Origin of the sequence: Luteolibacter sp. LG18 (assembly GCF_036322585.1) — a bacterium.
GTDB lineage: Bacteria > Verrucomicrobiota > Verrucomicrobiia > Verrucomicrobiales > Akkermansiaceae > Luteolibacter.
In genome coordinates this window covers 5,590,431-5,610,938 of sequence record NZ_AP024600.1, presented here as the reverse complement: position 1 = coordinate 5,610,938, position 20,508 = coordinate 5,590,431, and the positions used below count along the sequence as shown (strand labels likewise).

Sequence of the window (20,508 nt, the reverse complement as noted above, 5' to 3'; positions counted from 1 at the left end):
TCTTCTCTTCCTGATCCCTAGCCCCTGGCCCCCGGCCCCTTTTCTTCCCATGCGCTCCCATCACTGCAACGAACTCCGCGCCTCCCACATCGGTGAAACCGTCACGCTCATCGGCTGGGTGAATACCGTCCGCGACCAGGGCGGTGTCATCTTCGTCGACCTCCGCGACCGCGAGGGCGTCACCCAGGTCGTGTTCCGTTCGGAGGAGAATGCCGATGCGACCAAGGTCTCCCACAAGCTCCGCGACGAGGACGTGATCCAGGTGGTCGGCCGGGTGACGAAGCGCCTGGAAGGCACCGCCAACGACAAGCTGGCCACCGGTGAGATCGAGATCGTCGCGACGGAACTGAACATCGTGAACAAGGCGGACGTGCTGCCGTTCCAGCTCGACAAGGAGCTGTCCAACGAGGACCTGCGGATGAAGTACCGCTACCTCGACCTGCGCCGCCCGCGGATGAACAAGAACATCCGTCTGCGCCACACGATCACCTCCGCCGCCCGCCGTTTCCTGGACGAGGCCGGATTCATCGAGGTCGAGACCCCGATCCTTTCCAACCCGACCCCGGAAGGTGCCCGCGACTTCCTCGTGCCGTCGCGCCTGAACCCCGGCCGCTTCTACGCGCTGCCGCAGGCCCCGCAGCAGTTCAAGCAGCTGCTCATGGTCGCCGGTCTGGAGAAGTATTTCCAGATCGCCCGCTGCTTCCGCGACGAGGACCTGCGCGCCGACCGCCAGCCGGAGTTCACGCAGATCGACATCGAGGCGAGCTTCGTGACGCAGGAAGACATCATCAAGCTGGTCGAAGGCCTGCTTGGTTCGATGTTCAAGGCCGGTCTGGGCATCGATGTGCCGCAGGCGTTCCCGCGCATGACCTACCGCGAGGCGATGGACCGCTTCGGTTCCGACAAGCCGGACACCCGCTACGGCAATGAGATCGTGGACCTTGCCGATGTCTTCGGCGCGACCGAGTTCAAGATCTTCCGCGGCACCTTCGACAACGGTGGCGTGGTCCGCGCGATCAATGCCAAGGGCTTCGCCGGCGTGACCACCGGCCAGATGAACCGTCTCAACGAGATCGCCATCCAGGCCGGCCTGCCGGTGAAGACGCTGGCGTTCGTGAAGCTGGAGAACGGCGAGTTCAAGAGCCCGCTGTGGAAGTTCTTCACCGATGCCGAGAAGGAGGCGCTCACCGCCAAGCTCAACATCGAGGAAGGCGACATCGTCTTCTTCGTCGCGGGCAGCCGTGATTCCGTGAGCACCATCCTCGGCCGCGTCCGCCTGGAGATCGCGGAGATGATGGAGCTGACCAAGGGCAGCACCGCCTACAATTTCCTGTGGGTCGTGGACTTCCCGCTGCTTGCTCTCGACACCGAGACCGGCAAGTGGGCCGCCGTGCACCACCCCTTCACCCGCCCGAACGCCGACGACGTGCCGCTCATGGACGGCGGCAAGTTCGAGGAGGTTCGCGCCGTGGCCTACGACGTGGTCCTGAACGGCTACGAGCTGGGTGGCGGATCGATCCGTATCCACGAAAAGGACCTGCAGGCGAAGATGTTCGAGGTGCTGGGCATCAGCCCGGAGGAGCAGCAGGAGAAGTTCTCCCATATCCTCGATGCCTTCCGTTTCGGCGCGCCGCCGCACGGTGGTCTGGCGCTCGGCCTGGACCGCATCGCCATGCTGGCCGCGGGTGAGGACAGCATCCGTGAGGTGATCGCCTTCCCGAAGAACAACAAGGGTGCGGACCTGATGTCCCACAGCCCCTGCCAGGTCGACTTCAAGACGCTCCGCGAGGTCTACGTCCAGTCGACCCACAAGGAGAAGAAGGACTGATCTTCCGGACCAATCGACTGACTTTCGAGAAAACGCCCGCGGGACTCTCCCGCGGGCGTTTTTGTGTCCGATGGGAGCCATTCGGGCGATCCGCCTCTAGACAAACCCCGGCTGCGGCGTTAGAGAATCGGACGTGACCCGCTTCTTTCTTGCCGCCGCCCTGTCCTCCCTTTTCGTCTCCTGCGCCTCGCTTGCGCCGGAGGATTCCCCGGGCCGTGCCTCGTGGTCGAAGCGTGATGAAACCGCGGAAAAAGGCCCGCTGAAGGACGAGCGCGGTCTGGTGAAATCGACCGAGTACCAGCCCGGCTGGCAGTATTGAGGGGAGGCCGGGAGTTTTCCCGGAGACAGGGCTACTGGAAAACCCGTAGCCCGCGGCCGCAACATGTGGCGGAGCGAACCCGTAGCGGGAAGGTTCTTTAGGCCTTTCCGCTTTTTTCATGAGTTTCGTTCCATTTCCCGCTCCCGCCGCCCGTATTTCCTGGCTCGATACCGTCCGCGTCCTCGCGTGTTTCCTGGTGGTCGTCTGCCATTCCACGGATGCCTTTGTCCAGACGCCGGACGGCAGCATCGATGGGACGGCGGCGTTGTTCGTGAGCGGGGTGCGGGCCTGCGTGCCGTTGTTCGTGATGATCTCCGGGGCGTTGTTGCTGCCGATGCGCGGCTCGGCGGAGGAGTTCTTCAAGCGGCGCTTTTCCCGCGTGATCGTGCCGTTCCTGATCTGGGGCGTGGTGCTCGCGTTGCTGCCGCTGCCGAAGGGGGAGTCGGAATGGGCACCGGTGAATGCGTTCGAGGCGCGGGTGCACGACCTGCCCCACAGCGCGCCGGGGAAGATCCTCTACAACATCGGGATGCTTCCGATCAATTTCACGAACAGCAACATCCACTTCTGGTTCCTCTACATCATTCTGGGGCTTTACCTGTTCGTGCCGGTGATTTCGCCATGGGTGCGGCAGGCTTCGATCAAGGGGCTGTGCGCGTTTCTCGGCGTGTGGGTGGTGACGCTGTGCCTCCCGTATCTCCAGCATGTGCCGGGTCACGAGTGGTTCCCGGCGCTGCACGGCGAGTGCGACTGGAATTCGCGCGGGATGACCTACTACTTCGGCGGCTATCTCGGTTACCTGGTCCTAGGGCATTTGTTGACGCGCCTGCCCGCGCTGTCGCCGGGGAAGGCGGTGCCGCTGGCGGTCGGAATGTTCGCGCTGGGATGGACCATCACCCACCAGGGTTTCCTGTGGACGGTGCTGCACCAGACGAAGAGCAAGGACCTGGAGTTCTTCATCGAGTTCCTGTCCCCGAACGTGGCCCTGATGACCGCCGGGCTGTTCATCCTGTGCCGGGCGTTTCCGCTGTCCGGGGCGGCAGGCGCGGCGATGACAAAGCTCGCGTCGATGAGCTTCGGGATTTTCCTGATCCACTACTGGATGCTGCTTTGGATGCGGGATTGGGCGCTGGTGAAGGTGCTGCCGCAGCTCGGCGCGGGCCCGGCGATCCTGCTGGTGGCGACGACGACCTTCGCGGCCTCGTGGGTGGTGGCGAAGCTGGTGTCGCGGTTGCCTGGGAAACGGTGGCTGCTGGGGTGATCAGCGGCGTTTCCTTCTCGTGAAGCTTCGAAGTGTCCTCGGAGGCCTTCTCAGGGCCTGCGATCCGTTCCATGCCAGCCCAGCCCGCGAGGGCTGGGAATGTCTCCCTTTCCCATTCCTTCCGCGGAGCCGAGGCACGCTTCTCGCACGCCCTCCGGGGTGCCATCATTGGTCCGTGGGTCACCCGGTGGCGGCGTCGCTACGCTCCTTGCCGACCGGCTAATTTCTCCTGCCCCTGCCGGGGCGAAAGAGTGCCCAGTCTCGACTAGGTGCATAAAGATCAGGCCTTGCGGCCTGGGCTGGTATGGAGCGCGCCTTTGGCGCTGCAGATCCCGCGATCGAGCACGGCTGCGACAACCGGACGCACCGGTGGGGTGGCCGTTTCCATGCGCAAGTTGGAAACTTGCGCTACTTCAGAACGGCTTCGCCAGGCCCAGCCAAGCGGCGAAGATGCCGGCGGCGAGGCAGAGGACGAGCAGCACCGGGCGGGCGACCACGCCACGCTTGGCGAGGGCCGGGGCGGCACCGAGGAAGAGCCACATCACGAGTTTGGCGACCCACCAGTATTGGCCCATGGGGGGCTTTTTCAGCATGGCGAAGCCGATGAGGAGGATCACCAGCAGCGAGATGCCGTGGAGCATGGCGGCCTTCTTTTTGCAGTCCTCGCAGGCTCCGGCGATGATCGAGCCCATCGAGGTGAAAAGGCCGATGACGCCGGCGACGTGGAGGGTCTTGAGAAGAAGTGGGTCCATGGTTCAGGTGGTTGCCCGGCCAGTGTTTCCGGGCGGGGGACCGGGAGGCAAGGCCGAACGACCGTATGGCGGTTCGAAAATCCGGCGGGTTGTCCAATTGCGCTCGGGGATTTCGGTGCGACCATGGTGCCATGAAAAAGGCTTTTGCCCTCCTGGCCGCGCTCATGTCCGGGGGCTATTTGCTCACCCTCGGCATCGCGCCCGATCCGTTGCCGTTCGTGGACGAGGCCACGGCGCTGCTCATTTTGGTGAAGTCGTTGTCGGTCCTGGGGATCGATGTTTCGCGGTTCGTGCCGTTTTTGGGACGCAAAACAAGGACTGAACCGGCCAAAGCCTCGGAACAGACTGTCGATATTTGAGTACTGTTCCCGTTCGCGGGGTTGAAAGATGCGGTGTAAGATCCGGGTAGTCCGGTGGTAATTGCTCCGTAACTCGTCCCATGGCTGAATCGTCTTCCTCTCCACGTAAACCGGTCGCCTTCACGCTGGCCGGTCTGATCACCATTGCAGGCATGGTCGCCATGCCCCTCTTGGCCGGACAACCGGATGGAGACAAGGTGCCGGACCTCGTCCGCTTTGTTGGCCGTTTCCACCCGCTGGTGCTGCACCTGCCGATCGGCATGGTGACGCTGGCGATCCTTTTGGAAATCACCCGCTTCTTTTCGAAGGACAAGGACAAGTCCCGCGGTGGCGCTGGGGCATTGGTGCTGGGCTTTGCCGCGGCCTCCTCGGTGGTGGCGGTGATCCTGGGCTTCCTGCTTTACCAAGGCGGCGGCTGGGATGAATCGAAGCTCGCCGAGCAGCACATGTGGCGCGGGATTTTCTTCGCCGGGGCAATGGTCGTGACCTTCCTGGTCAAGATGTGGTCGGACGCCGCGGGCGGTTCCGGGGCCTGGCTTTCGAAGGCGGGCCTGTTCGGTTCCTCGGTGGTGATGGGCCTGGCCAGCCATGACGGCGGCTCGCTCACCCACGGCGAAAACTATCTCACGGAGGAGGCTCCCGCGCCGATCCGCAAGGTGCTCGGCCTTCCCGCGAAGGACGGCAAGGGCAAGTCCGAGGGCGATGCTCCGGGGGCTCCGGCGGCATCGCCCGAGCAACTGGTCGTTTACACGGACCTCGTCGCTCCGATCCTGGAGAAGCGCTGCACGAACTGCCACAATGCCGACAAGTCGAAGGGCAAGCTGCGCCTCGACACCTACGAGTTGATCGTGAAGGGCGGCAAGAACGGCTCGTCGATCGAGCCCGGCAATCTTGAGAAGAGCCACCTGGTGGCGCGAATCCTCCTGCCGAAGGACGATGAAGAGCACATGCCGCCGGAGGAAAAGCCCCAGGTGGAAGAGCATGAGCTCGCCGTTCTGAAGTGGTGGGTGGCGTCCGGTGCCGATCCGAAGAAGACGGTGGCGGAACTGAATCCCCCGGCCGATGTGAAGGCCGCGCTGGCCAAGCTGGGCGGCGGTTCGTCCAAGTCCGGAGCCGTGGCGAAGAACGACGGCGGTGTTCCGGCTGCCGGGAAGCCTGCTGCCCCGAAGGCGGCTCCGGCCGATCCGGCGTTGAAGAACCAGGTGGCCGGGTTCGCGAAGGATTTCCCGGGTGCCTTGACGTTCGAATCCCAGCAGTCACCGCTGCTCACGTTTACGGCGGTGTCGCTGCGCGAGCACCTCGATGACAACGCGTTCCAGAAGCTGGCTCCGGTGGTGAAGCACCTGGTGACGGCCGACCTTTCCGCCACCAAGGTGACGGACAAGAGCGTGGCGCTGCTGTCCGGCGCGGAGAACCTGAGGATGGTGCGCCTGTCCGAAACCGGCGTGACCGATGCCTCGATCGACGCACTGGTGAAGCTGCCGAAGCTGGAATCCGTGAACCTCTACGGCACCGCGGTGACGGATGGCGGCGTGCAGAAGCTCGCCAGCCTGCCGAACCTGAAGCATCTCTACCTGTGGCAGACGAAGGTCACGCCGCAGGCGATCGATGAGCTGAAGAAGAAGCTGCCGAATTGCGAGATCGTGACGGGGGCGTGAAGCCGCGTTATTTCTGGCACTTCGGACACCAGTAGGTGGAGCGCTGTCCCATGACAGCGTGGCGAACCGGAGTGCCGCAGAGGCGGCAGAGCTCGTCCTTGCGATCGTAGACGAAGAGCTTCTGGCGGAAATAGCCGGGCTCGCCATCGGATTTCAGGAAATCGCGCAGGGTGGTGCCGCCCTCGGCAATCGAATCGCTCAGGACGTCCCGGATGGCTTGGGTGAGTCGTTTCAATCGAAGTTTTGAAACGGTGCTCGCCGGGGTGTCGGGGCGGATTTTGGAGCGGAAAAGGGCTTCGGAGGCGTAGATGTTGCCGACGCCGACCACGGTCTTCGCGTCCATGATGGCGAGCTTGATCGGGATTGAGCGGCGGGCACAGGCCTTGGCGAGGATGTCGACAGTAAAGCCGTCTTCGAGGGGCTCGGGGCCGAGGTTGCCAAGCAGCGGGTGAGAGAGAGGATCGCCGGACGGGAGATGGAGGAAGATGCCGAAGCGGCGGGGATCGTGGAACCGGACCTGGAGGCCGGAGGAGAGGGTGAGGCCGACGTGGTCGTGGGTCTTCCACGGCTCGGACGGCGGGATCACCCGCAGGCTGCCGGACATGCCGAGGTGGATCAGTAGCGAGGAGCCGTCGTCGAGGTCGACGATGAGGTATTTCGAGCGGCGGCGGATGGCGAGAGCCCGGCGGCCTTCGGCTTGGGAAATGGACTCGGGGATCGGCTCCCGGAGATCGCGGCGGCGGATGATGATCTCGCGGAGCGTGGTTCCGACGAGGTGGGGTTCGATGCCCCGGCGGGTGGTTTCGACTTCGGGAAGTTCCGGCACGATGTCAGCGGAGGATGTGCAGCAGGACGGCGGCGACGTGGCAGGCGCTACCGGCGAGGACGAAGAGGTGCCAGATGGCGTGGTTGTAGGGCAACCGTTTCCAAGCGAAGAAGATCGTGCCGAGGGTGTAGCAGAGGCCGCCGGCGACCAGCCAGGCGAGGCCGCCGGGCGAAAGGGCCTTCATCATCGGGCCGAGGGCGACGACCGCCAGCCAGCCCATGGCGATATAGAGGGCGGTGGAGATCCAGTGGTCCTTCTTGCCGACGAAGACGCTCTTGATGATCACCCCGGCGAGGGCAAGAAACCAGACGATGCCGAGCAGCGACCAGCCCCAGGGGCCGCGGAGCGATACGAGGGTGAGCGGGGTGTAGGAGCCCGCGATCAGGAGGTAGATGCAGGCGTGGTCGAAGAGCTGGAACAGCGCCTTCAATCGAGGACCGCTGAAGGCGTGGTAGAGGGTGGAGGAGAGGTAGAGAAGGACCAGGGTGCTGCCGAAGACCGAGGCGGAGACGATCTTGTAAGGCTCGCCCTTCGCAGCGAGCAGCATGCCCACCAAGGCGGCAATGCTGAGGGCGGCCCCAATGCCGTGGGTGATGCTGCTGGCGAGTTCCTCGCGGGGGGAATCGCACAGATCGGAGCGGGTCCGGGCACTCATCGTGAGTATGAATCGCCGATGTTGGGGCGGGTGTCGAGGAGAGGTCCGTACGTGAAGATGGGGGTTTTCACGAAGGGAGAGGGTGCGGGGAGTTTGCTGGTTGGCAGTGTTCAGTTTTCAGGAAGAGAAGAGGGGTGGTTGGTGCGGAGAATTGGCCACGATCTCCCGCCCTTTCCTTCTGCTCTTCCTTCTGCCAATTTTGAGCCTCTTTGCGGCTAAAATCCCCGTGGCCTTCGCCTCCCGGAGGACCTTCCTCGCTTGAAGGCTCAACTCCGGACGGCCTTGAGGAGGGCTTCGACCTTGTCAAAGTCCTTGATGCCGGGGGAGATTTCCGCACCGGAGGCGACGTCGAGGGCGGCGGGGCGGACCTTGGTGAGGGCGGTGGCGGCGTTGTCCGGGACGATGCCGCCGGCGAGGATCACCGGGAGGTCGGAGTGGTTCTGGACGAAGGAGGCGGCGACGGACCAATCGAAGGTTTCACCGGTGCCGCCGTACACGCCCGGTGCGGGGGCATCGAGGAGGATGCCGGTGGCGTGGTAGTCGCCGGCGCGGGTGAGGTCGGCGGCGGTGTTGACGCCGAAGGCCTTGAAGAAAGGGATGGCCCAGTCCTCGAGGAAGCTGGCCTGGAGCGGCGATTCATCGCCGTGGAGCTGGACGGCATCGATGATGCCGGCGCGGACCAGTTCGATGGCGTCGTTGATGTCCGGGTTCACGAACACGCCGACGCGCAGGATCTTGCCCTTCAGGTCCTTGAGCCAGGTGGCGGCCTTGGGATTGTGGTAGCGCTTCGATTTCGGCCAGAAATTGACGCCGAGGGCCTCCACACCGAGATCGACCAGCCGCTGTCCGTCCTCGGCGAGGGTCACGCCGCAGATTTTCAGGGAGGGGGAGCCGGGGTCGAGGAAGCGTTCGAGAAGCACGCGGGAAAGAGAGAGCGGCGGGGGCGTCCTGCCAAGCGGAAGGTGGGGATTTTTTCGTCGCTGGGAACTTGGCAGCCGGGACGCGGGGCCTTTTCCTAACGGAGTGGAAGCGATCCGGATCCGAGGGGCGAGGCAGCACAACCTGCGGGATGTCGATGTGGACATCCCGCGCGGGAAACTCGTCGTGATCACGGGACCGAGCGGTTCCGGGAAGTCGTCGCTGGCTTTCCACACGCTGTATGCCGAGGGGCAGCGGCGGTATGTGGAGTCGCTTTCGGCCTACGCGCGGCAGTTCCTGGACCAATTGGAGAAGCCGGACGTGGACTCGATCGAGGGGCTGAGCCCGGCGATCGCGATCGAGCAGCGGAGCGGTGGCCTGAGCCCGCGTTCCACGGTGGCGACGGCGACGGAGATTTACGATTACCTGCGCGTGCTGTGGGCTGCGGTGGGGGTGCCGCACGATCCGGCCACGGGCGAGCGGCTGGAGCGGATGACGTCCGCGGACATCGTGACGGCGCTTTCGGCCCTGCCGGAGGGCAGCCGGGTGGTGCTGCTGGCCCCGGTGCCGATCGAGGAGGCGAGCGAGCCGGAGCGGTTGCTGGGGGACCTGAAACGGCAGGGTTTCGTGCGGGTGCGGGTGGATGGCTCGCTTTTGGAAATCGAGGAAGCGGCGGCGGAGTGGCCGGAGAAGCCGGTCGCGGTGGAGGTGGTGGTGGACCGTTTCGTGGTGCGTCCCGGCGGTGAGGCTCGGTTGGCGGATTCCGTGGAGACGGCGCTTAAGATTTGCGGCAGCGAGGCGCGGGCCTCGATCCAGCAGGGGGATCTGTGGAAGGACCTTTCGTTCCAAACCAGCTACCGGAATCCGACGACCGGGCTGATCGTGGAGGAGCTTTCGCCGCGGCACTTTTCGTTCAACTCGCATCTCGGGGCCTGCGCGGGCTGCGAGGGGCTGGGCACGGAATCGTTCTGTGATCCGGCGCTGCTGGTGGGCGATCCGGCGAAGCCGTGGACGGGCGGGGGCATCCGTGGCTGGTGGAAAGACGGTTCGCCACGGCACACGCAGTTCAAGCGTGAGGCGGAGGCGATGGGGCGGATGTTTTCGGTGGAGCCGGAGACTCCGGTGAACGCCCTGCCGGTGGAGCTGGCGCGGCTGTTGTTCGAAGGCGGCGAGCTGGACACCGGCTGGAAGGTGGGGCGGGAAAAGAAGAGCCAGAAGAAGGCGTTCGAAGGCCTGTGCAAGGAGGCCGAGCGGAAGATCGGGCTGGCGAAGTCCGAGGCCGCGCGGCGCCGGCTGTTGCGGGTGATGGCGCATCGGCCGTGCCGGGTGTGCCAAGGGAAACGTCTCAAGCTGCAATGGCAGGCGGTGCGGATCGAGGGCGGTGGCGGCCGCTGGCTGGGCATCCAGGATTTCTGCGGGCTGCCGGTGGACGACGCATTGGGGTGGATCGACGGGATCGTGATCGACGCGGCGAAGCTGGAGATTTGCAAGCGGCTGGCGGACGACGTGCGGAAGCGGCTGTCGTTCCTGGAGGAGGTGGGCCTCGGCTATCTCGGGCTGGACCGGGCGAGCGGCACGCTTTCCGGCGGCGAGGCGCAGCGCATCCGGTTGGCGACGCAGCTCGGGGCTGGGCTGTCCGGCGTGCTCTATGTGCTGGATGAGCCGAGCATCGGGCTGCACGCGGCGGACACGCAGCGGCTGATCGGGGCATTGAAACGTCTCCGCGATCTCGAAAATACGGTGGTCGTCGTAGAACACGACGAGGAGATCATCCGCGCGGCGGACCGCGTGATCGACATGGGGCCGGGTGCGGGCGTGGAGGGCGGTCTCATCACCGGTGAGGGGGATCCGGACACGCTGGCCTCTCCCACCGGGCAGTGGTTGCGCGGCGAGATCCCGCCGTATCCGAATGTGCCCGCCGTGGGGCTGCCCCTGGCCTCGCTGACCATCCGTGGCGCGTGCGAGCACAACTTGAAGGGGATCGATGTTTCGCTGCCCCTGGGCAAACTGGTGTGCATCACCGGGCCGAGCGGCAGCGGCAAGTCGACGCTGGCGGACGACATCCTGCGGCGGGTGCTGGCCCGCCATTTCAACGGGGCGGGGGATGTGCCGGGGAAACACGATGGCATCGACGGGCTGGAGGAGATCGGGAAGTTCGTGGTGGCGGACCAATCGCCGATCGGCCGCAGCCCGCGCTCGAATCCGGCGACCTTCACCGGGGCCTTCGACCACATCCGCGAGCTTTATGGGAAACTGCCGCTTTCCAAGCAGCGCGGTTACGGTCCGGGGCGGTTCAGCTTCAACACCGCGGGCGGTCGCTGCGAACGCTGCGAGGGCGCGGGGCGGCTGAAGATCGAGATGAATTTCCTGCCGGACGCGTGGGTGCCGTGCCAGGCGTGCGGCGGGAGGCGGTTCAACCGCGAGACGCTGGAAGTGACGTTCAAGGGCAAGTCGATCGCCGATGCGCTGGATTTGCCAGTGGCGGAGGCGCGGACGTTTTTCGGGGCGGTACCGAAGTTGCGGGTCCTGTTGGAGATCCTGGTCGATCTCGGGCTGGGCTACGTGAGGCTCGGGCAGGCCGCGAACACGCTTTCGGGCGGGGAGGCGCAGCGGCTGAAACTGGCCGTGGAGCTGGCGAAACCGCAGGCTCCGCACACGCTGTATTTGTTCGATGAACCCACCACCGGCCTGCATTTCGGCGACGTCGAGCGGCTGCTGGCGGCGTTTTTCCGGCTGCGGGATGCCGGGCACAGCGTGGTGGTGGTGGAGCACCATCTGGATGTGATTTCGGCGGCGGATTGGGTGGTGGACCTGGGGCCGGGAGGCGGGGTCCACGGTGGCCATCTGGTGGGGGAGGGAACCCCGGCGCAGTTGGCGAAAAAGACCGGTTCTCCCACCGGGGTAGCGCTGGAGCGGCATTTCGCGCGGCTTCGGACAAACAAATCCTGAAACCGGCATCGCTCCATGGAAGAAGCTTCCCCACCGGTGACCGCTGCAACCGATCTCTCACCCTCCGCGACCGCCTGGCGTTCGTGGTTGCAGGAGCATGGACCGCGTTTGTTGCTTTTTGCACGCCAGCAGACGCGGTCGAACGAGGATGCCCAGGACATCCTGCAGGATGCGCTGGTGAAGCTGGTGGACAAGCTCAACAGCGGCGAATTCGTGGGCGGCGAAGAGGCCTGGATGCCTTATCTCTATACCGCGATCCGTCGGCTGGCGATCGACCTGAGCCGCCGCGACGATCGCCGCAAGCGCCGCGAGGACACGGTGGGCGTGGAAATTGAAAGCGACCAGAAGGACGCCTACCACCCGTGGTTCGAGAGCGAGGCTTCGGACGATGAGACCCGCGCCTTGCTTGAAGCAGGCTTGAAAGAACTGCCTCCGAAATTCGCCGAAGTGATCGTGATGAAGATCTGGGGCGAGCGCACCTTTGCGGAAATAGGTGAGGCTCTGGACATTTCCCAAAACACAGCGGCCTCCCGGTATCGCTATGGACTTGAAGCCCTTAAACGAAAACTGGGCGGTGCCCGCCGCAAAGGCGACCTTTCCATCTGAACATCCATGAACGACGAATTCCACGACATCGAAGCATGCTTGGCCTCCCTGCGGCCCGCCGTGCCCGACGCGGCGTTGCTCGCGCGGCTTGAAGAGGCCGCGCACGGATCGCTGGTCCGGCCGACCGCCGATGAGCTGCGGATGGAGGCCCTGCTGGGCAACCATCAGCCGCTGACGTTGCCGCCGGACCTGATGCGCTCGCTGGAGAACATCGTCGCCGCCGCTCCGTTCCAGGTGGACGAGAAGATCGTGATGTTCACGAAGCCGAACGCCGCGCCGGAGAAGGCCCGCCGCTATCGCCCGATGGCTGCTGCCGCAGCGGTGGCGCTGCTGGGTGGACTCACGGCCTTGTTCATGCCGATGGGCAAGACGACTTCCGGCAATGGTCCCCGCGTGGCCCAGTCCGATCCGGCCGCCGCGATGGTGTCCGGCGCGCGTGACGGGGTGGCTTCCGCTTCCTTCGCTCCCTCCGGCTACGGCCGCGATGTGCAGGACGCGAAGGACGAGGGCGTGGTCTGGAAGAACGGCCGCCCGTACCGGGTGATGCGCACGACCTACAAGGAGAAGGCCAGCTTCACGAATGCCGAGGGCAAGAAGGTGGAGTTCGAGCAGCCGCGCGAGGAGCTCATCCTGGTGCCCGAGAAAATCGACTGATATCAAAAAAGACAAATCCGGGCTGCTACGACGCTCCTAGTATGTCAACGATGAAAACCGCGAAACACGCCATTCTTTCCGCCAGCCTTGTGGCGCTGGTGACTCCGGCATTTGCGATCGAAGGTCCGCCGGAAGAAGTGCCGTCCATCCAGGCGCCTGCCGAGGCCTCCCAACCCGCCGCCGAAGATCCGGCGCCCGTGGTCCCTCTCCGCGGCGGTCGCGTCGAGCGCCGTCCGGAGGTCCGCCAGGCCGTGGCCAACGGGGCCTACCTCGGCCTCGGCAGTGGTGCCGTTCCCGAAATCCTTTCCGCCCACATCGGGCTCAAACCCGGCGAGGGCGTGATCGTCCGTTCGCTCGATCCCACCGGTCCGGCGGCGAAGGCCGGCTTCGCCATCAACGACGTGATCCTCAAGATCGATGGCAAGGCGATCGCGAGCCACGCGGAACTTTCCGGTGCCGTCTCGGCAAAGCATCCCGGCGACGAGCTGGCGGTCGATTTCATCCACGCGGGCAAGCAGGATTCCCGGAAGGTGATCCTCGGCACCCGCCCGGAAAACGAGATCGGCATGATGCCGCAACGCGAGGAGCCGTCCTACGAACGCTTTTTGCAGGGCATGCCACCGGAGCAGGCGAAGCGGTTCCGTGAGTCCTTCGAACGCGGTCTCGGCGGTCGTGCGGGAATCCATGACTTGTCCGGTGACATGGGCATGGACACGCAGGTGCCCGAGATCGATCAGGTGGTCCGCGAGATGCAGAACCGCATGCAGAGGATGCTCGAAGGCAATCCGGGAGCAGATGCCGTCGCGCCGAAGGAGTTCAACTTGAACAGCGAGAGCACCGTCCGCCTGATGGACGACAAGGGTTCCGTGGAGATCAAGAACAAGAACGGCGCCAAGGAAGTGAAGGTCTTCGACAAGAGTGGATCGGTCGTGTGGTCCGGTCCGTGGGAAACGGAGAAGGACCGCGGCAAGGCTCCGGATGACGTCCGCCAGCGGGTGGACGCGCTGAAGCTCGACATGAATTTCAAAGGCGGCGGGCTCCGGCTCCAGTTCGGCTCCCGCGCTCCCGATCCGCTGATCGACCAGTAAACCGGGATTCCATTCTCAGGGAGGCAAGGAAAGACACCCGCGTCCGGTTCGCCGGCGCGGGTGTCGATTTTCATGGGGGACCGGTTGAGCTGATAAAGGGAAGGAGGCGATGACCGCGGATTTCGCAGATGACGCTGATTAAGAGGATAAGATCGAAGCATGATCTTCTTATTCAAATCTGCGTCATCTGCGGTCCTTCTCTTTGTGGGCGGTTGTGAGGAGAAATTTCAGTTCCGGTTTCCAACAGGGGCGTCTAGGTTCGCCGCGTGTCCGACGCGCCGATGATCGAAACCAGGAACTTGCACCGCAGCTACAGCCTCGGAAAGAAGCTGGTGGAGGTGCTTCACGGCATTGATCTGAAGATCGCCCGTGGTGAGAAGGTGTTCCTTTGCGGTCCGAGCGGAGCGGGGAAGTCGACGCTGCTTTACACCCTCGCCGGGCTGGAACGGCCGGAGCAGGGCTCGGTGCACATCGATGGCCAGGACCTCTACGGTCTCAGCGGCCGTGAGCAGGCGCGTTTCCGGAACAGCCGCATCGGCTATGTGTTCCAGAACTACCACTTGCTGCCGGAACTGACGGCCTTGGAGAACGTGCTGGTGCCGGGCCTGCTCGGGAAGAAGGACCGCACCGAGGCGGCGATGGCCGCGTTGGAGCGGGTGGGATTGGCGAACCGTGCCGACCACTTGCCAGCGGAGCTTTCGGGCGGCGAACAGCAGCGCGTGGCGATCGCGCGGGCGATCGTGAACGAACCGAAGGTGTTGTTCGCGGACGAGCCGACCGGCAACCTGGATTCGGTGAACAGCAAGCAGATCATGGACATCCTGCTCAACCTCGCCACCGAGCATGGGGTGACGCTGGTGGTGGTGACCCACGACGAAACCATCGCCGCGAACGGCGACCGCAAGCTGGTGATCCGCGACGGGAAGATTTGGTGAAGTAGCGCAAGTTTGTAACTTGCGGATGGGGACGGATCGATCAGGGGAGGCGGTCGGGATTTTGCTTCGAGGTCCGCTTTGAGATCACGCAAGTTGGAAACTTGCGCTACTTCTCCAGCATGTTTCTCGATCCCGAGAATCCAATCGAACGAAGTCTCCGGAACCTTCCGCACTGGCAGCAGACAGACGCGATCACGTTCGTGACGTTCCGGCTCGCCGATGCGATACCAGCACGGTCGATGCGGATGTGGGCGGAGGACCGGAGGCGATGGTTGTTGGCGAGAGGGGTATCGGGAGAAGGCGGGCTTTCGGAGACACTGCTCGGATTGGTGGAAGAGGAGCGAAGACGCTATTTCCGCGAGTTCGGCCGGCGCTTCCATGAGCTGCTTGATGCAGGCAGCGGTGCTTGTGTGCTTCGGGATCCCGATTGTTCCTCAATCGTGGCGAATGCCTTGGAACACTTCGATGGCGAGCGGTATGATCTGACCGACTACGTGGTGATGCCCAATCACGTGCACGTGTTGGTGGCTCCGCGGGAGGGGCATTCGCTCACGGAGGTACTGCATTCGTGGAAGAGGTTCACGGCGCGGGAGATCAACCGGCTGATCGGGCGGGATGGTCAGCTATGGCAGCATGAATCCTTCGATCATCTGGTGCGCGATGCAGGATCGTTGGAGGGGTTTGTGCGATATGTGAGGGACAATCCGGCGAAGGCGAAGCTGAGGGAGGGAGAGTATCGGTTGAGGTGAGGGGGCGCTAGATGCCCAGCGGAAGTTTTTGCGTGGGGGTGGGTGCACCCATACGCAAGTTGGAAACTTGCGCTACTACTTCAACGCCTCCAGCTCTTCCCAGCGGGCGTAGAGCTTCGCGGCGTCCTCGCGGGCGAGTTCGAGGCGGTTCATCGTCTCCGGGATCTCGGCGAAGCGGTTCATCTGGAAGTCCGGGTCGTTGAGAATGCTTTCGATTTCGGCGACCTTTTCCTCGGCGAGGAGGATGGCGTCTTCCATGCCCTCGAGTTCCTTCTTCTCCGCCATGGTGAGCTTGCGCGGCTTCGGCGGTTCGACGGCCTTCTGGCGCGCGGCGGCTTCCCGGGCGGCGGCCGCGGCGAACATCTTGTCGCGCTGCTCGCGGGCCTGGCGCTTTTCGAGATAGTAGGAGTAGTTGCCGGGCTGGACGACGATGCCGTCCTCTTCGAAAGCGACGATCTGGTCGCAGATGCGGTCGAGGAAATAGCGGTCGTGGGAGACGACGAGCACGCTGCCGTCGAAGTCCGCGAGCGCTTCTTCCAGCATTCGCAGCGAGGGCAGGTCGAGGTCGTTGGTCGGTTCGTCCAGCACCAGCAGGTTGCCGCCGGTTTTCAGCACCTTCGCCAGCATGAGGCGGGCGCGCTCGCCGCCGGAGAGGAGGTCGACGCGTTCGTTGATGCGCTGGTCGTTGAAGAGGAAGCGGCGCAGGTAGGCGCGGGCACCGAGCGTTTGGTTGCCGAACTGGAGCTTCTCGTTGCCGTCGGAGATTTCATCGAGCAGCGAACCGGTGCCATCGAGGGCCATGCGGGTCTGGTCGATGTAGTTGACGCGGACCTTCTTGCCGAGTTCGGCGGTGCCTTCGCTCGGTTGGAGCTGGTTGAGGCAGAGCTTGATGAGGGTGGTCTTCCCGACGCCGTTGCGGCCGACGATGCCGGTGCATTGGCCGGGGCGCATCGAGAGCGTGAGGTGGCGGAAGAGCCAGCGCGGGTTGGCAGCGGTGCCGACGTTGATGCCTGCCTTTTCCAACTCGACGACGGTGTTGCCAAGTTCCGGGGGCGGGGGAATGAGCAGGTCCATCTCGCGCTCCTCGGGCGGGGCCTGGAGGCCTTCGATCTCGTAGAACTTGTCGAGGCGGTGGCGGGACTTGGTGCCGCGGGCCTTCACGCCGGAGCGCACCCATTCCAACTCCTCGCGGAGGAAACGCTGGCGGCGGCGCTCGGTTTGCTCGGCGATCTGGTTGCGGATGGCCTTCGATTCCAGATAGGCGGTGTAGTTGCCGGGATGGGAAAAGGCGCGGCCTTGGTCGATCTCGATGATGCGGGTGGCGATGACATCGAGGAAATAGCGGTCGTGGGTGACGAAGATCACCGCGCCGGGGAAGCCCTTGAGGAAATCCTCCAGCCAACGGATCGACTCGGCATCGAGGTGGTTGGTCGGCTCGTCGAGCAGCAGCAGGTCGGGCTGCGAGACGAGCGCGCGGCAGAGGGCGACGCGGCGTTTTTCCCCGCCGGACAGCGGGCCGACCGGGGCCTCCAGCGGCGCGGTGCCGAGGGCGGTGGAGATGGATTTGATGCGGGCGTCCAGGTTCCAGCCATCGGCGTGCTCGATGAGGTGGAGCAGCTCGGCCAGTTCGGAGTCGCTGCCCTCGCCGTGTTCATAGCGGCGGATCGCCTCGACGAGGTCGGCGGCCCCGGCGGCGATGTTCTCGTGGACGCTGAGGGTAGGATCGAGTTCGAACTCCTGCGGCAGGTAGCCCACGCGGATGTCGCGGCGCAGGGAGAGATCGCCGGAGTCCGCCTGTTGGGCACCGGTGAGGATCTTCAGCAGGGAGGTCTTGCCGCAGCCGTTGCGCCCGACGAGGCCGACCTTTTCCCCCGCGGAGACGGCGAGCGTCACTCCGTCCAGGAGGGTTTGGTAACCGTAGGACAGGCGGAGTTCGTTGGCGGAGAGGAGGGCGGACATCGGCGCTTGCGGTGGCGGGAAGAGGACGGTGAAACTGCGCCGTGCTCAAGGTTTACCTGTACAAGAATTGTTCCACCTGCCGGGATGCGAAGAAATGGCTGCAGGCCCGGGGAATCGAATTTGAGGAAAAAGCGATCCGTGAAACGCCCCCGGCGGTCGGGGAGCTGGGGGCGGTGGCGGATGCGGTGGGGCTCCAGAAGCTCTTCAATACCTCCGGCGGCGATTACCGGGAGCTGGGGTTGAAGGACAAGCTGCCGACGATGTCGCGGGACGAGGCGTTCGCCCTGCTGGCGTCGAACGGGAACCTCGTGAAGCGCCCGTTCGTGGTCGGCGAGGGCGTGGCGCTGACTGGGTTCAAGGCCGCGGATTGGGAGAAGGCATTGGCCTGAACTCGGGCAAAAGAAATCCCCCGGCTCCGTCAGGAGGAGGGAACCGGGGGAAATACGTTTCGGAGGAGGGCTCCTCCGGAAAGGAGGTGGCTAGCCGGGCCCGTACTGAACCGGGCGATTTTTTGTCATGAAAAAAGCCAGGCCGAGCGCCGGAAGCCGCCGAAAAGTGGCGCGAGATGTTAGAAAGTCAAACGGTCGATTGGAAAAAATGTTTCCTGGATGCGAAAGCACGGGGCCGGGTGTCGACTGGGATTGACCCGGGGGGGCGGATGGCCTAGTCGGTGGCCGGTCAAATCCGACCCCACGCCCATGTCCAAGGTCCCCACCATCATTTATACTCAGACCGACGAGGCTCCCGCGCTCGCGACCTATTCGTTCCTGCCGATCGTGCAGGCGTTCACGAAGCACTCCGGCATCGCGGTGGAGACCCGGGACATTTCGCTCGCGGGCCGCATCATCGCCAACTTCGCCGACCTGCTGCCCGCCGAACAGCGCATCGGTGACGCGCTCTCCGAGCTGGGCGAACTCGCCACCAAGCCGGAGGCGAACATCATCAAGCTTCCCAACATCAGCGCCTCCGTCCCGCAGCTCAAGGCGGCGATTGCCGAGCTCCAGGCCAAGGGCTACGCCCTGCCGGACTATCCGGAAGATCCGAAGACGGACGCCGAGAAGGACGCGAAGGCCCGCTATGACAAGGTGAAGGGCTCCGCCGTGAACCCGGTGCTGCGCGAGGGCAATTCCGACCGCCGCGCGCCGAAGGCGGTGAAGGAATACGCCCGCAAGAACCCGCACTCGATGGGCAAGTGGTCCGCCGACTCGAAGACGACGGTCGCGACCATGGGCCAGGACGACTTTTTCTCGAACGAGAAGTCCGTGACCGTTCCGGCGGCCACCGATGTGAAAATCGAGTTCACCGCCGCCGATGGTGCGGTGACCATCCTCAAGGCCAGCACCCCGCTCAAGGCCGGTGAGATCCTCGACTCCACCGTGATGCGGAAGAAGGCGCTCGTGTCCTTCCTAGAAGAGCAGGTCGCCAAGGCGAAGGCCGAGGGCGTGCTGTTCTCACTGCACATGAAGGCGACGATGATGAAGGTCTCCGACCCGATCATCTTCGGCCACGCCGTGGGGGTGTTCTTCAAGGACCTGGTGACCAAGCACGTCGCCGTGCTCGCGCCGTTGAACGTCGATTTCAAGAACGGCTTCGGTGACCTCGTTGCCAAGATCCAGGCGCTTCCGGCCGATCAGAAGGCCGCGATCGAGGCTGACCTCGCCGCGCTTTACGCCGCCGGTCCAGCCCTCGCGATGGTGAACTCGGACAAGGGCATCACCAACCTCCACGTCCCGAGCGACGTGATCGTGGATGCCTCGATGCCGGCGATGATCCGTTCCTCCGGCCAGATGTGGAACGCGGAAGGCAAGCTTCAGGACACGCTCGCCGTGATTCCGGACAGCTCCTACGCGGGCATCTACCAGGCCACGATCGATTTCTGCAAACAGCATGGCGCCTTCGATCCGCGCACCATGGGCACGGTCCCGAACGTCGGCCTGATGGCGCAGGCGGCCGAGGAATACGGCTCCCACAACAAGACCTTCGAAATCCCGTCCCCCGGCACCGTCCGTGTGATCGATGCCTCCGGCGCGGTGTTGCTGGAGCACGCCGTGGAGGAAGGCGACATTTGGCGCGCCTGCCAGACCAAGGACGCCCCGGTGCAGGATTGGGTGAAGCTGGCCGTGAACCGCGCCCGCGCCACCGGCACTCCGGCGGTGTTCTGGCTCGATGAAAACCGCGCCCATGACGCGCAGATCATCGCGAAGGTGAACACCTACCTGAAGGACCACGACACCACCGGCCTGGACCTCCGCATCCTCGCTCCGGCCGCTGCCTGCCAGTTTTCGCTGGAGCGCATCAAGGAGGGCCAGGACACCATTTCGGTGACCGGCAACGTGTTGCGCGACTACCTCACCGACCTGTTCCCGATCCTCGAGCTGGGCACCAGCGCGAAGATGCTTTCGATCGTTCCGCTCATGAATGGCGGCGGCTTGTTCGAAACCGGCGCGGGTGGTTCCGCTCCGAAGCACGTCGAGCAGTTCGTGGAGGAGAACTACCTCCGCTGGGATTCCCTCGGCGAGTTCCTCGCGCTGGCGGTCTCGTTCGAGCACCTTGGCGAAACCTTCGGCAACGCGAAGGCGAAGGTGCTGGCGGTGACGCTGGATGCCGCCACCGGCAAGTTCCTCGATGAGGACCGCTCGCCGGGCCGCAAGCTCGGCACGATCGACAACCGTGGCTCGCACTTCTACCTCGCCCTCTACTGGGCCGAGGCGCTGGCCGCCCAGAACGACGACGCCGAGCTGAAGTCGCTCTTCACCCAGGCCGCCGCCGACCTGCGCGCGAACGAGGCGAAGATCGTGGAGGAACTCATCGCCGTGCAGGGTAAGCCGGTCGAGATCGGCGGCTACTACCAGCCGGATGATGCGAAGGCTTCCGCCGCGCTGCGCCCGAGCGCCACGCTCAATGGCATCCTCGCCGCGATCTGAGTGTAAGGACTGTTTCTCCGGCCCGGTGGTGCCATGCGCCACCGGGCTTTTTGCGTTCCGGGGGATAG

The 20,508-nt window shown here is 64.5% G+C and carries 18 protein-coding genes; 13 read left to right on the top strand and 5 right to left on the bottom strand.

What is annotated here, in order from left to right:
• Positions 1 to 49: 49 nt before the first annotated feature.
• The 3 genes from aspS (at position 50) to llg_RS22320 (ending at position 3,408) form a co-directional block, all read left to right on the top strand.
• Complete coding sequence (gene aspS / locus llg_RS22330) at positions 50 to 1,828, top strand: aspartate--tRNA ligase (RefSeq protein ID WP_338287295.1); 1,779 nt, start codon at positions 50 to 52, stop codon at positions 1,826 to 1,828.
• 133 nt (positions 1,829 to 1,961) lie between these two features.
• Positions 1,962 to 2,147: a hypothetical protein gene (locus llg_RS22325; protein ID WP_338287294.1), complete on the top strand. Its 186-nt coding sequence runs from the start codon at positions 1,962 to 1,964 to the stop codon at positions 2,145 to 2,147.
• A 118-nt stretch (positions 2,148 to 2,265) separates the two neighbouring features.
• Positions 2,266 to 3,408 carry an acyltransferase family protein gene (locus llg_RS22320; protein WP_338287292.1) on the top strand — a complete coding sequence of 381 codons (1,143 nt, stop codon included), beginning with the start codon at positions 2,266 to 2,268 and terminating at the stop codon, positions 3,406 to 3,408.
• 413 nt (positions 3,409 to 3,821) lie between these two features.
• On the opposite strand, the gene llg_RS22315 is transcribed toward llg_RS22320, so the two are convergent.
• A complete protein-coding gene (locus tag llg_RS22315; protein ID WP_338287291.1) occupies positions 3,822 to 4,160 on the bottom strand; it encodes a hypothetical protein in 339 nt (112 codons plus the stop codon).
• A gap of 131 nt (positions 4,161 to 4,291) precedes the next feature.
• Here llg_RS22315 and llg_RS22310 point away from each other — a divergent pair, with 131 nt between their 5' ends.
• A complete protein-coding gene (locus tag llg_RS22310; RefSeq protein WP_338287290.1) occupies positions 4,292 to 4,519 on the top strand; it encodes a hypothetical protein in 228 nt (75 codons plus the stop codon).
• Positions 4,520 to 4,599: 80 nt separating this feature from the next.
• Positions 4,600 to 6,177 carry a c-type cytochrome domain-containing protein gene (locus llg_RS22305; protein WP_338287289.1) on the top strand — a complete coding sequence of 526 codons (1,578 nt, stop codon included), beginning with the start codon at positions 4,600 to 4,602 and terminating at the stop codon, positions 6,175 to 6,177.
• 7 nt (positions 6,178 to 6,184) lie between these two features.
• Here the strand turns inward: llg_RS22305 and mutM are convergent, their stop codons facing one another.
• From mutM to llg_RS22290, 3 genes are all read right to left on the bottom strand, one after another.
• Positions 6,185 to 7,003, bottom strand: coding sequence for a bifunctional DNA-formamidopyrimidine glycosylase/DNA-(apurinic or apyrimidinic site) lyase (gene mutM, locus llg_RS22300; RefSeq protein ID WP_338287288.1), 819 nt, complete (start codon positions 7,001 to 7,003; stop codon positions 6,185 to 6,187).
• A gap of 4 nt (positions 7,004 to 7,007) precedes the next feature.
• Positions 7,008 to 7,658, bottom strand: coding sequence for a hemolysin III family protein (locus llg_RS22295; RefSeq protein ID WP_338287287.1), 651 nt, complete (start codon positions 7,656 to 7,658; stop codon positions 7,008 to 7,010).
• A gap of 266 nt (positions 7,659 to 7,924) precedes the next feature.
• On the bottom strand, positions 7,925 to 8,578 hold the full coding sequence (locus llg_RS22290) for a phosphoribosylanthranilate isomerase (protein ID WP_338287286.1): 654 nt from the start codon (positions 8,576 to 8,578) through the stop codon (positions 7,925 to 7,927).
• A 103-nt stretch (positions 8,579 to 8,681) separates the two neighbouring features.
• On the opposite strand from llg_RS22290, the gene uvrA reads away from it, so the two are divergent.
• The 6 genes from uvrA to llg_RS22260 all read left to right on the top strand — a co-directional run bounded on the left by uvrA (position 8,682) and on the right by llg_RS22260 (position 15,557).
• Positions 8,682 to 11,525 (top strand): excinuclease ABC subunit UvrA, encoded by a 2,844-nt coding sequence (gene uvrA, locus llg_RS22285; protein ID WP_338287285.1) that lies wholly within the window; start codon positions 8,682 to 8,684, stop codon positions 11,523 to 11,525.
• Between the two features lie 15 nt (positions 11,526 to 11,540).
• Complete coding sequence (locus llg_RS22280; protein ID WP_338287284.1) at positions 11,541 to 12,131, top strand: sigma-70 family RNA polymerase sigma factor; 591 nt, start codon at positions 11,541 to 11,543, stop codon at positions 12,129 to 12,131.
• A gap of 6 nt (positions 12,132 to 12,137) precedes the next feature.
• Positions 12,138 to 12,785 (top strand): hypothetical protein, encoded by a 648-nt coding sequence (locus llg_RS22275; protein WP_338287282.1) that lies wholly within the window; start codon positions 12,138 to 12,140, stop codon positions 12,783 to 12,785.
• Between the two features lie 50 nt (positions 12,786 to 12,835).
• Positions 12,836 to 13,873 (top strand): PDZ domain-containing protein, encoded by a 1,038-nt coding sequence (locus llg_RS22270; RefSeq protein WP_338287281.1) that lies wholly within the window; start codon positions 12,836 to 12,838, stop codon positions 13,871 to 13,873.
• A gap of 266 nt (positions 13,874 to 14,139) precedes the next feature.
• On the top strand, positions 14,140 to 14,808 hold the full coding sequence (locus tag llg_RS22265; RefSeq protein ID WP_338287280.1) for an ABC transporter ATP-binding protein: 669 nt from the start codon (positions 14,140 to 14,142) through the stop codon (positions 14,806 to 14,808).
• 119 nt (positions 14,809 to 14,927) lie between these two features.
• The gene (locus llg_RS22260) at positions 14,928 to 15,557 is read left to right on the top strand and encodes a transposase (protein ID WP_338287279.1); all 630 of its coding nucleotides are present in this window, start codon (positions 14,928 to 14,930) and stop codon (positions 15,555 to 15,557) included.
• Positions 15,558 to 15,632: 75 nt separating this feature from the next.
• Here the strand turns inward: llg_RS22260 and llg_RS22255 are convergent, their stop codons facing one another.
• Positions 15,633 to 17,516 carry an ABC-F family ATP-binding cassette domain-containing protein gene (locus tag llg_RS22255; protein WP_338287278.1) on the bottom strand — a complete coding sequence of 628 codons (1,884 nt, stop codon included), beginning with the start codon at positions 17,514 to 17,516 and terminating at the stop codon, positions 15,633 to 15,635.
• Between the two features lie 41 nt (positions 17,517 to 17,557).
• On the opposite strand from llg_RS22255, the gene llg_RS22250 reads away from it, so the two are divergent.
• Both llg_RS22250 and llg_RS22245 read left to right on the top strand, forming a co-directional pair.
• Positions 17,558 to 17,905 (top strand): Spx/MgsR family RNA polymerase-binding regulatory protein, encoded by a 348-nt coding sequence (locus llg_RS22250; protein WP_338287277.1) that lies wholly within the window; start codon positions 17,558 to 17,560, stop codon positions 17,903 to 17,905.
• Between the two features lie 309 nt (positions 17,906 to 18,214).
• Positions 18,215 to 20,440 carry an NADP-dependent isocitrate dehydrogenase gene (locus tag llg_RS22245; RefSeq protein WP_338287276.1) on the top strand — a complete coding sequence of 742 codons (2,226 nt, stop codon included), beginning with the start codon at positions 18,215 to 18,217 and terminating at the stop codon, positions 20,438 to 20,440.
• The last annotated feature ends 68 nt before the right edge of the window (positions 20,441 to 20,508 follow it).

Excerpts from the sequence above, each read along its gene's own strand:
- llg_RS22280 (WP_338287284.1), top strand. The coding sequence starts at position 11,541 with ATGGAAGAAGCTTCCCCACCGGTGACCGCTGCAACCGATCTCTCACCC.
- llg_RS22320 (WP_338287292.1), top strand. The coding sequence starts at position 2,266 with ATGAGTTTCGTTCCATTTCCCGCTCCCGCCGCCCGTATTTCCTGGCTC.
- llg_RS22245 (WP_338287276.1), top strand. The coding sequence starts at position 18,215 with ATGTCCAAGGTCCCCACCATCATTTATACTCAGACCGACGAGGCTCCC.
- llg_RS22315 (WP_338287291.1), bottom strand. The coding sequence starts at position 4,160 with ATGGACCCACTTCTTCTCAAGACCCTCCACGTCGCCGGCGTCATCGGC.
- aspS (WP_338287295.1), top strand. The coding sequence starts at position 50 with ATGCGCTCCCATCACTGCAACGAACTCCGCGCCTCCCACATCGGTGAA.
- llg_RS22310 (WP_338287290.1), top strand. The coding sequence starts at position 4,292 with ATGAAAAAGGCTTTTGCCCTCCTGGCCGCGCTCATGTCCGGGGGCTAT.
- llg_RS22260 (WP_338287279.1), top strand. The coding sequence starts at position 14,928 with ATGTTTCTCGATCCCGAGAATCCAATCGAACGAAGTCTCCGGAACCTT.
- llg_RS22295 (WP_338287287.1), bottom strand. The coding sequence starts at position 7,658 with ATGAGTGCCCGGACCCGCTCCGATCTGTGCGATTCCCCCCGCGAGGAA.
- llg_RS22255 (WP_338287278.1), bottom strand. The coding sequence starts at position 17,516 with ATGTCCGCCCTCCTCTCCGCCAACGAACTCCGCCTGTCCTACGGTTAC.
- llg_RS22305 (WP_338287289.1), top strand. The coding sequence starts at position 4,600 with ATGGCTGAATCGTCTTCCTCTCCACGTAAACCGGTCGCCTTCACGCTG.
- llg_RS22275 (WP_338287282.1), top strand. The coding sequence starts at position 12,138 with ATGAACGACGAATTCCACGACATCGAAGCATGCTTGGCCTCCCTGCGG.
- llg_RS22270 (WP_338287281.1), top strand. The coding sequence starts at position 12,836 with ATGAAAACCGCGAAACACGCCATTCTTTCCGCCAGCCTTGTGGCGCTG.